6 protein-coding genes are annotated in these 10918 nt (G+C 41.6%); 4 read left to right on the top strand and 2 right to left on the bottom strand.

Annotated features, from left to right (window positions below):
- Nucleotides 1–1302 precede the first annotated feature (1302 nt).
- Nucleotides 1303–3606, top strand: a complete 2304-nt coding sequence (locus tag GJ691_RS12915) for a TolB family protein (protein ID WP_154367529.1) — start codon at nucleotides 1303–1305, stop codon at nucleotides 3604–3606.
- Nucleotides 3607–3655: 49 nt separating this feature from the next.
- Here GJ691_RS12915 and GJ691_RS12910 read toward each other — a convergent pair whose 3' ends face one another.
- Nucleotides 3656–5458, bottom strand: coding sequence for a M61 family metallopeptidase (locus GJ691_RS12910; protein ID WP_154367528.1), 1803 nt, complete (start codon nucleotides 5456–5458; stop codon nucleotides 3656–3658).
- A 1336-nt stretch (nucleotides 5459–6794) separates the two neighbouring features.
- Between GJ691_RS12910 and GJ691_RS12905 the strand changes: the two genes are divergently transcribed.
- The 3 genes from GJ691_RS12905 to GJ691_RS12895 all read left to right on the top strand — a co-directional run bounded on the left by GJ691_RS12905 (nucleotide 6795) and on the right by GJ691_RS12895 (nucleotide 8429).
- Entirely contained in the window at nucleotides 6795–7346 is a 552-nt protein-coding gene (locus GJ691_RS12905; protein ID WP_154367525.1) for a hypothetical protein, read from the top strand.
- A gap of 106 nt (nucleotides 7347–7452) precedes the next feature.
- Nucleotides 7453–8019, top strand: a complete 567-nt coding sequence (locus tag GJ691_RS12900; RefSeq protein ID WP_154367523.1) for a YeeE/YedE family protein — start codon at nucleotides 7453–7455, stop codon at nucleotides 8017–8019.
- Nucleotides 8016–8429, top strand: a complete 414-nt coding sequence (locus GJ691_RS12895; RefSeq protein ID WP_154367521.1) for a DUF6691 family protein — start codon at nucleotides 8016–8018, stop codon at nucleotides 8427–8429. Before GJ691_RS12900 ends, GJ691_RS12895 begins: the two co-directional genes overlap by 4 nt.
- A gap of 1 nt (nucleotide 8430) precedes the next feature.
- Here GJ691_RS12895 and GJ691_RS12890 read toward each other — a convergent pair whose 3' ends face one another.
- Nucleotides 8431–10866, bottom strand: coding sequence for a glycoside hydrolase family 94 protein (locus GJ691_RS12890; RefSeq protein WP_154367519.1), 2436 nt, complete (start codon nucleotides 10864–10866; stop codon nucleotides 8431–8433).
- Nucleotides 10867–10918 lie beyond the last annotated feature (52 nt).

The following is a 10918-nucleotide window of genomic DNA, read 5'->3' as shown; positions in this document are numbered from 1 at the left end:
CTTGAGTAAAATGAAAGGACATTGAAAATAGATTCGAATTATGGTTATTGTCCAAGAAGCTCCTTTTTCACACCAATGACAGATCGATTAATTTACTCATTGCTTTAATTTCAACTTCTTTTCTTTTTTGCATCGCCAAAAAAAAACAGGGCCGAAAAACTTTTAGATAAACTTGCCAACCAAATGGAGACATTGATTTAAAACGAACTGTCCAAAACTTGAGATAGTACATTTCGAGGTCGATCTCCTTCTGTAGTGCAGGCGATAGGGCCGTAAAGAATTATTGAAGCCTTGGAAATAATTTAGGCCCTAGCGGCGGTCACAAAATTCCTTCTATTTTGTGGGCACCTAACGAAGGAGTGTCGTTTCTTTTGTTTCGTTTTCTTTAGACAAGTAAAGAAAATGAAAGAACTATAATATAAATTGGAAATACTATTCTTAACATGGAAGGTCCATTTAATTTATGAATATAAAGGTTCGTATATTTTAGATTTCGTTTTATTCATTGCTTGCCTATTTTAAAATAAGGTATTCATGAACCTCCTGCGTCGGTTTCATTAGACAAGTAAAGAAATCGAAGATTCACGAAATCCTATTAAAAACAAATAATAACCACTTGAGTAAAATGAAAGGACATTGAAAATAGATTCGAATTATGGTTATTGTCCAAGAAGCTCCTTTTTCACACCAATGACAGATCGATTAATTTACCCATCGCTTTAATTTCAACTTCTTTTCTTTTTTGCATTGCCAAAAAAAGAAACAGGGCCGAAAAACTAAGGTATAATATACCTTGGTTTAAAGGAGCCAGCCGCAGCATGGCCAGTTTGTTAAGATCCACATTGAGAAAAGCAAATAAAAATCACTGCCACAGCGTCCAGGCCGCTTTCACTAGCGTGAAATGCTCTATGGACGCCTTCCCATTGCCCATGTGTAAATCCCTTGATTTACTGCGAAATTGAAAATAGGCCGGGAAACCCTTCGATTAGCTTTTAAAACCAAATGGAGATATTGATTTAAAACGAACTGCCTGAAACTTGAGATGGTACATTTCGAGGTCGGCCTCCTTCTGTAGTGCAGGCGATAGGGCCGTAAAGAATTATTGAAGTTCAGAAAAATATTTTATAGGGGTTTTACTTTTCCCGAACTATCACAATTACTTAATCTACAGCACTTTATCGGTTATTTTTCAGATTCATCCTATTAGAATTGCTAATCTGCATATTTTATTGGAAATTTAAGAAGAGCCAAAAAAAGGATACAAGTCTTCCCCCTTTATCTTTTATCCACAACCTGTAGGATATGAAAAAACCAACCTTACTCATTATCTTTCTCTTCATTTTCGCAAATTTTGCACCGGCCCAAGAGAAAGTCTTTTATTCTTCCTTTAGGCCGCAAGGATGGGATATTTACTTATCCAAAGACGATGGCAAAAACTTTTCAAAATTCACGAAACACGAAAGTCTGGATTATGACGCCAAAATTTCACCTGATGGCAAATGGGTGGTCTTTACCTCGGAACGCAACGGTCGCCCACAATTGTTTCGCAAAAGTACCGAGGGAGATTCCCTTCCACGCCTTTTGGTAAGCAGTAATTCCATGCAAGATCAGGTCGATTTTTCACCTGACGGCAAATGGATGGTCTTTGTATCTACCCACGAGGGAAACTCGGACATTTATAAACTTCCTTTTTCACCTTCCGACACCCTGGATATTTCCGAGGCCGTGAATCTCACGAACAGTAAGGGTGGGGATTTTAGACCTAGGTTTTCCCATGACGGGAAAAAAATCGCTTTTTCAAGTGATCGGGCACATGAAACAAAACCGCATCCAAGATTGGTTTTCTCCTTGCAACGTACAGGGGATATCTATGTCATGAACGCCAATGGTGGCGATACAAAAAGACTCACTTATTCCGAAAACTGGGAGGGTAGCCCCGTGTGGTCACAAGATGACCGGGAAATCTTGTATTATTCTGCCGATTATCTTTTTGCCAGCGGAAATAAAACCTTCAAGCTTTACAAGATGTCCAATACCGGTACGCATGCCGAGCAAATATCCCCGGATGGCTATTCTTGTTTATCCCCTATATTAAAACCCAATGGCGATATTCTATTCACAGGCTTTCTAGAGCAACCGAATGGGTTTTCCATCCTTGGACTCGATCCAAAAACACAAAAAATAGATTCTACTTGGGTACAACCTATGAATATGTTGAATGTAGACTACCACGATTCGGGCATCATGCTCTACCATGGTGGGGAGACACCACCACGGGAACCAACGAACATCAACGATTTTAGGGGCGACCTTTTGGTCAAGAACAGCCCCCAACGTATAAACGACCTACCCAACAAAGCTCTTTCATTATATGGGGTTAGGCGCTCTTTTGCCGCCCCGGCAACACCAGATGGGAAGATCGTATATGGTGTTTCCGAGGTCAACAATTTTCAGGAAGCCCTTTCCCCCTTTGCCTATGTTATTTTGTTACTGCCCTTTCTCGCCATTTTTTGGTTCATCTTCGGAATCTATAAAAGCATTAAAAAAAGGAAGACCATTCCCTTTTGGAAACATATTGTTTTTTCGGTAGTGGCCCTTGCCCTTGTCATGTTTTTTATAAAGTATACCGATGACCAGCTGTTTACCTACCTGCTCCCCCTAAATAAAGTGAAGCCGTTTTTATTCATTTTTGGGGCGCTACTTTTACTTTTAGGGGCATTGTCATATTACCGCTTTACGCAAAAAAAGAAACATTATAAACCCATTGCCCCTTTATATAGATTGTATGCTTTTATGTTCATTCCCTATGGTTTGCTTGTTTTATATGCGGCTCTTATGTTGTCCTCCTTTTTTAATACTGAAAAAGATTTTTATGCCGTTGATTACACGACCAATGAAATAAAGCACTTGTTCAACTTTAAACCTGACCCCGACTTTAACCCGCAGTTTTCGAATATCATCGATACCAAAGTTACTCCAGATGGTAAGTACCTCCAATTTTCAGTAGGAGGATTTAGAAGGAGTCCGGAAGCAAAGGGCGGTGTTTATCGCTATCACCTGGAAAACAAATCATTGGAAAATGTTACCGATTTGGAAAGCAACACCGGATTCGCCGATTATTCCGAAGACAATACGGTTATGGTTTTTCGTAGTGGAAGAACCGGCAATATGGATATTTATTTTGAAGAAAATGGAAATACGACCAATATCACCGATAGTCCGGACAAGGAAGCCTTCCCTGCGATCTCATATGATGGAAACAAAATAGCCTATTGTTCCGACGTGAATGGCATCGATAAAGAAGGTATTGTAAAAACCATGGATATTTATATGGTTGAAAGGGTCAACGATGGATGGAGCGAACCAAGACAGTTAACCACTTTTTCCGGACAGGAAGCACATCCGCATTTTTCTCCCGATGGGGAGTGGCTTATATACACCACGGAAGAATTCGGAATCAATGACGAGCAACCTTTGATACAACCCTTCATTTTCAGTCCCCAGATGTATGGTGAAATTTCGGCCATCAGATTAACTGATGGGAAGAAATTTAGGTTATCACATAATAAGTGGGAAGACGGAACACCTTTATGGATTAAAAAGTAATACCGAAGTTATATCGTTGAAAACATTGTTAAAGTCATACATGTAAACCCTACTCATGGGTCTTAAGCCATTCGTTTCTTAGCTGTAACTGCTTTTTAGAAACCTTGGTCCCTTCTTTTTCCGATAGAAAAATACGGTAGTTAGGGTTCGGCGCTAATACAACGTTGGTTTCCTTTTGAACGTTGTACCGGTTAAAAACGACCTTTAGGGTATCCCCTACTTGAAGTCCTTTAATATAGGCACTGAATTGCTGTCCGTCAGGAAAACCTTCCCCGTTGATTATGGTGATCTCATCCCCTTTGTCCAATCCGGCCACATAGGCAGGTGTACCTATTTTAGGGTTGGAGCGTATTTCCCCATGTCCATCCCCATTCAATGCCACAGCGGCCCCAAAATAAGGTTTCTCCGCATTTTGTGCCAAGGTAACCCCCACAGCGTTTAAAAGCACCTTGTAGTCAGGCATGCCACTCTTGTAGATGTAATTATCAAAAAAAGTATCGGCAAAATCGCGACCTGCATAATCGGCCAACGCTAGTTGAAGGTTTCCCAAAGTATAGGGAATCTCCGATTTTCCGTAGGTGTTCCAAACCTGTTTCATAAAATCGTCGAGGTTCAATTTTTCTTCCCGTAGCGATAGGTCCAGCGCAAGGCCCAACACACTTCCGTAGGAATAATAGGAAATAAACGTATTCTCCCTATTCACGGGATCTACCGAAGTGGCCGCATCTACGAAGGGTGCTTGGTAACTCATCTCGACCGGATTGAAAAATCGCCTTGCTGGGGAGTTCCAAACATAGTTAAAAGTGCCCGAAATGCCTTCGACATATTTTTTCGGCGAAATAATGCCCGCCCTACACAGATTCAGTTGGGTATAATAACTGGTAAAACCTTCGGCAAACCAAAGGGCACCGCTCATATTGGCTTTTTCAAAATCAAAAGGCTCCAACCCTTTCGGACGTATGCGCTCTACATTCCACGCATGGAAAAATTCATGGGACACCGTACCGATATTCCTTTTCGCCCCACCGTTGGCCAGACTTCGCGTACTCGTTAGAATGGTGGAATTCCTATGCTCCATACCATCACCTGAGGCATTGGGGATATAACAGGCCAAAAAAGTGTAGGTACCATAATCAAATGCAGGCAGTTCGCCATAGACCTCCCGTTCGGCAAGCACTACTTTCTTTACATTCTCGAAATAGGCATCCAATTCCTCCTCCGTTCCGTTGTGGTGGAGTACAAAGCGTACCTTTTGTTTTTTACCGTGGTCCTCCACCTCAAATTCCCGAACCGAAAAATCACTTATCTCGGTAGGGCTATCCATAAAATAATACAGATCCGGGGCCCAATAGGTAGTGCCGGAAACCAAGGGCAATTGTGTAGCTACCTTCCAGTTCAGATCCTTCCGCACCTTAAAATCCACCTCTATTTTCCGGTCTTCCAAGGTAGGGGCGTACATAAAGGTCGCCGGGATGTTCAAATGGGCATGGGTTTCATCCACCTGGGAATAGGTTCCCCCACCTCGATTGGCAAACAGGGTATATTGAATGGTAATAAGGCCATCGTGACCTAATACCTGCCATTGGTACGGATCAGGGCGCAACACATGTAAAGCCTTGCCCTTGCTATCGGTCGCCTTAAAATCGTACACGTTCTTCGCAAACTCATGTAGCGCATAGCGCCCAGGGGAAGAACGACTCATACGAAAGGCCACGGTATCGGTTTTCAGCTCCGGGAATGTACCCTGTACCACCGCTTCGTGGTGTACGGCATTGTCAAAAGAGATTTCGTAATGGTTTGTTTGGGCACACAACATACTGCCAAATAGGAAAATGGGAAAGAGGAATTTCATTACTATATTTTTAATAGGACGAATATACTATTTAAAACAGGCAACTGGAATAGGGTAAGGGTGCTTTGCCGACTATTATATGCACTACGAAAATAAAATAGGGCAAAAAACTTTTTGATATACTTCCCAACCAAATGAAAACTTTGATTTGCAAGGCTGGCATTCTTTTTAAAATCGGTGTGCCATTCCGAATGAGGTACGAAGAGGAATCACACTAGAATGGGAGTATGGGATTTCTCGTCGCTCGTTCCACACTCTGTCGAAATGACAAGTTCTTATGTGATTTGTATGGCTTACCAAAATCAACGTGGAAAAGCCAAGATCTTATGCCGTTTTATTAATGGGACAATCGCAAAAGTTTAGTATATATAATACTGGAGTTGCAGGGGAATTAACCAATTTATTCAACTTTTTCTTTCAATACTTTTTTCCATTGATGAAAAAAGTATCCAAAAAAATCTAGGCTGATTTTCCATTTCTTGAAATCTACGGATTTTCCACTGCCACAGCGTCCAGGCCGCTTTCACTAACGTGAAATGCTCTATGGACGCCTTCCTACATCCCATGTGGAAATTCCTCGATTTGCTACGAAATTGAAAATAGGCCGGGAAACCCTTCGATTAGCTTTTAAAACCGAATGGGGCATTGATTTATAACGAACTGTCCGAAACTTGAGATGGTACATTTCGGGGTCGATCTCCTTCTGTAGTGCAGGCAATAGGGCCGTAAAGAATTATTGAAGCCTTGGAAATAATTTAGGCCCTAGCGGCGGTCACAAAATTCCTTCTATTTTGTGAGCACCTAACGAAGGAGTGTCGTTTCTTTTGTTTCGTTTTCTTTAGACAAGTAAAGAAAATGAAAGGACATTGAAAATAGATTCGAATTTTGGTTCTTGTCTAAGAAGGTTATTACTTCTACCAACGTCAGATAAATTAATTTACTCATCGCTTCAATTTCAGTTTCTTTTCTTCTTTGCATTGCCTAAAAAAAATTAAAACCGCTAGGCTGATTTTCCTTTTCTTAAAATCTACGGATTTTCCACTGCCACAGCGTCCAGACCGCTTTCACTATCGTGAAATGCTCTATGGACGCCTTCCTATTGCCCATGTGGAAATTCCTCGATTTACTTCGAAAATAAAAATAGGCCATTCAAAATATTGGAAGCTATTGACAAATGTTTGAGGAACAATATGTGTGTTTAAAAAGCACATTTAATACAAATAAAACATTAACCGGACCCTAACCCACCCTATTCAAGTAAAGTGAATCTTCAATCCATACTATTTTAAATGAAGCTTCGTTTTATAACCATACAATTTTGTCATTATAATAGCCCATGAACAATTCTACATTACCAATAACGCCAGAAGAATTAAAAAAAGTTGAAAAGGAATATGAAGAAGGCAATGCTAAATTTAAAAAAACGGCAATAATTGCTCCTATTCTAGGAATTTCCGCTTTAATGGCCCCACCTGAATTATGGAACTTCATAAAAATTTTCGATAAGAAACAAGGAATCAGAAAATTAGAAGACGTCACCGAACCAATGTATGAAAACCCAACAATGATCGGTATTGTTCTTTTACTCGTGATATTGGCTATTGTATTCACCTATTTTGCGTATGTGCATTCCACAAAAAAAGATTTGAAGGAAAAAGAAAAAATCAGGGGGGAATTCAAAGTCGTTAAGGTTGAAAATTTAAGTAAAAAGGTTGCAGAAAACCTAGAAGGGTTAGATACTGTATTGCATTTTGAAAAAAATGACAGCAAAATTAAAAAACACCTCTTTAAAAAATCTGAAAAACCAGAACTACTAAATGCCAAAGGAATTATTATAGAAACATCAAAGCATGCCGGAATTATATTTTTGGAAGAAATAGTAAACTAAGATGTGAACCTATAACATTCCCCATCACGATTAACCGCTTAAAAGTGTAAGGTTCCTCTAAAAAAACCGAATAAATCCATTCGTTTATATTTGCAAAAACTTTGGAATGGAAATAATTCTTCAACCTTGGCCGTGGTATGTCACCGGGCCATTGATCACTTTCGTTATGCTATTGCTGTTCTACTTCGGCAAATCGTTCGGTATGTCATCGAACCTTAGAACCTTATGTAGTATCGGTGGGGCGGGTAAATATGCCGATTTCTTTAAGTTCGATTGGAAGGCCCAACGTTGGAATTTAGTGGTCGTCCTTGGGGCCATCTTAGGGGGATTTATTGCCGTGAATTTCCTATCCGATGGGTCTAACATAGCACTTTCACCCGAAACGATCAACGATTTGGAAACCATGGGGTTCCATAATGCCGGTGCAGCCATTTTGCCCCCGGAAATATATGATTGGAGTGCGGTTTTTACCGTTAAGGGGATGTCTGTCTTGATAATCGCAGGCTTTTTGGTCGGCTTCGGTACCCGCTATGCCGGAGGTTGCACCTCTGGCCATGCCATTTCGGGATTGAGCAATCTGCAAAAACCTTCCTTAGTGGCCGTTATCGGCTTTTTTATCGGTGGTCTGATCATGACACACTTTATCTTACCCCTAATATTCAAGGCATCATGAAATTATTGAAATATCTATTCGTCGGTATGGTTTTCGGAATCATATTGGTAAAGTCCGAAGCGGTCTCTTGGTACCGTATTTATGAAATGTTCAAATTCCAGTCCTTTCACATGTACGGCATCATAGGATCGGCCGTATTCTTGGGGGTCATCGGGGTAGCATTGATGAAACGAAGTGGACTCAAAAACATAGAGGGACACAAAATAAACATCAACCCCAAGGAAAAGGGGTTTACCCGTTATCTTCTGGGAGGTAGTATTTTCGGATTGGGATGGGCCCTGGCAGGTGCATGTCCAGGACCCATGTACATTTTGGTGGGAGCAGGCGTCTTCAGCATGCTCATTGTAATCGCTGCGGCCCTCCTTGGCACCTTCGTTTACGGGGTGATCAAGGATAAGCTACCGCATTAGGTCATCCCATGATCACCTGTACAGAATGTTCTTTTCCAGCCTCTAATATGGGAACTATTTTCGAATCGATTTCCGAACCGTTCACCAAGATGCGTTTTACGCCCTTACTGATATGCTCGGGATTCTGTACTTCGATATTATAGGTGGCCCCACGATATTCCCGTGTCATTTTAAATCCGTCCCATTTTGAAGGGATACAGGGATCAATGACCAATCCGTCATAATCGGTTTTTACACCGAGGATGTATTGGGTGATTGCAAAGAAGTTCCACGAAGCTGTTCCCGACAACCAGGAGTTTTTGGCCTCCCCGGGTTTGGATGCTTCCTTACCGGCGATCATTTGGCAATATACATAGGGCTCCACACGATGCAGTTCGGAAATATCCTCTAAGAAACTGGGGGCAATTTTGGTGTAGTATTCATAGGCTTGGTCTCCTCGGCCCAAAACGGTTTCCCCGATCATGATCCATGGGTTGTTATGACAGAAGATGCCCCCGTTTTCCTTATAACCGGCGGGATAGGTCGAAATCTCCCCATATTCAATATAGTATTTGGTGAAAGCGGGACTGTTCAATACGATTCCGTATTCACAGTCCAAATGCTCTTTTACCGCATTCAACGACTTTTCTACCATCCCTTCTTCCTGTCCGATCCCGGCCATGGTACACCATCCTTGTGATTCGATAAAGATTTTGCCTTCCTCGTTTTCGTTGGATCCTATTTTTTTCCCATAATAATCATAGGCCCTTAGGTACCAATCACCGTCCCAACCATCTTTCTTAACGGCTTCGATCATGGCATCTACATGCTTTTCGGCTTCTTGGGCCTCGACATCCTTCCCTATGCGTTTGCACAGTTTTACATATTCCTTTCCGTAAACCACGAAAAGTCCGGCAATCATAAGTGATTCCGCTGTACTTCCCTTTTTATTCCCTGTGGTCTGGAAAGATTCGTTTGGATCTTCGGAAAAACAATTCAGGTTTAAACAATCGTTCCAATCGGCACGCCCGATAAGCGGTAAGCCGTGTGGTCCCAAATTGTTCACCACATGGTAGAAAGAAGCTTTTAAATGGTCGAAATGCGGTTTGGCGCGTGATGCATCGTTATCAAAAGGCACCATTTCATCCAACAGGGAAAAATCCCCTGTTTCCTTAATATATTCGGTAGTGGATAAAATCAACCATAAAGGATCGTCGTTAAAATCGCCCCCAATGGCCGAATTCCCTTTTTTGGTCAAGGGTTGGTATTGGTGGTAGCACGAACCGTCCTCGAACTGTGTAGATGCGATATCAAAGATACGTTCCCTGGCACGTTCCGGAATTTGGTGTACAAAACCGATCAAATCTTGGTTGGAGTCCCTAAAGCCCATACCACGACCTATTCCTGATTCAAAGAAGGAAGCGGAGCGCGACATATTGAAGGTGACCATACATTGGTATTGGTTCCAGATATTCACCATACGATCCAAGCGATCATCCCCGGAATCTATATTGATCTTGCCCAGAAGTCGGTCCCAATAGGCCCGCAGTTCCCCATAGGCCGCATCAATTTTTTCCACGGTATCGAATTTTGCCATCATTTCCTTGGCAGGCTTCTTATTGATGACCGCCTTGCTTTCCCATTTGTCTTCGGGAGCTACCTCAACATAGCCCAACATAAAGATAAAATCGCGGGATTCGCCCGGTTGCAATTCCACCTCAATATAGTGAGATGCGATAGGCGACCAACCATGGGCCACGGTGTTCTTTGGAGCTCCGTCGTTAACGACATCGGGATTATCAAACCCGTTATACAATCCCAAAAACGATTCGCGATCGGTATCATACCCATCTATAGGGGCATTCACGTTATAAAAAGCATAGTGGTTACGTCTTTCCTTGAATTCGGTCTTGTGGTAAATGGTTGAATCCTGGATCTCTACTTCCCCGGTGGAAAAGTTACGTTGGAAGTTCGTCATATCGTCCTCGGCATTCCACAGGCACCATTCGACAAATGAGAACAATTTCAGTTTTTTGGTTTCCGAAGAAGTGTTCTTCAAGGATACTTTTTGAAGCTCTCCCCAAAATCCCAAAGGAATAAATTGAAGAATCTGTGCCTCTACCCCATTCTTTGAACTATTGAATTTGGTATAGCTCATCCCATGACGGCATTCATAGCTATCCAAAGGTGTTTTCATGGGTTTCCAACCAGGTGACCAAGTGGTATCCCCATCCTTAATGTAAAAATATTTCCCCCCATCATCGATAGGTACATTATTATATCTGTATCGTGTTAAACGCCTAAATTTGGCATCCTTATAGAAAGTATATCCACCACCGGTATTGGAAGTCAAGGAAAAGAAATCCTCATTACCCAAATAATTGATCCATGGGTAAGGGGTCTGTGGGTTCGTAATCACATACTCCCTGTTCGCATCGTCAAAATGACCGTATTTCATATGTTTATATTAAAGTTAATGACTGTGTTTCTGTTCTACCTCGAGAAAATAC

Source organism: Maribacter luteus, assembly GCF_009674825.1.
Taxonomy (GTDB): Bacteria; Bacteroidota; Bacteroidia; order Flavobacteriales; family Flavobacteriaceae; genus Maribacter_A; species Maribacter_A luteus.
This window is presented reverse-complemented; position numbering and strand designations above follow the sequence as displayed.

What these genes read in the sequence shown, in the direction of transcription:
- GJ691_RS12890 (WP_154367519.1), bottom strand. Translation starts at nt 10,866, where the DNA reads ATGAAATACGGTCATTTTGACGATGCGAACAGGGAGTATGTGATTACG.
- GJ691_RS12915 (WP_154367529.1), top strand. Translation starts at nt 1,303, where the DNA reads ATGAAAAAACCAACCTTACTCATTATCTTTCTCTTCATTTTCGCAAAT.
- GJ691_RS12895 (WP_154367521.1), top strand. Translation starts at nt 8,016, where the DNA reads ATGAAATTATTGAAATATCTATTCGTCGGTATGGTTTTCGGAATCATA.
- GJ691_RS12900 (WP_154367523.1), top strand. Translation starts at nt 7,453, where the DNA reads ATGGAAATAATTCTTCAACCTTGGCCGTGGTATGTCACCGGGCCATTG.
- GJ691_RS12910 (WP_154367528.1), bottom strand. Translation starts at nt 5,458, where the DNA reads ATGAAATTCCTCTTTCCCATTTTCCTATTTGGCAGTATGTTGTGTGCC.
- GJ691_RS12905 (WP_154367525.1), top strand. Translation starts at nt 6,795, where the DNA reads ATGAACAATTCTACATTACCAATAACGCCAGAAGAATTAAAAAAAGTT.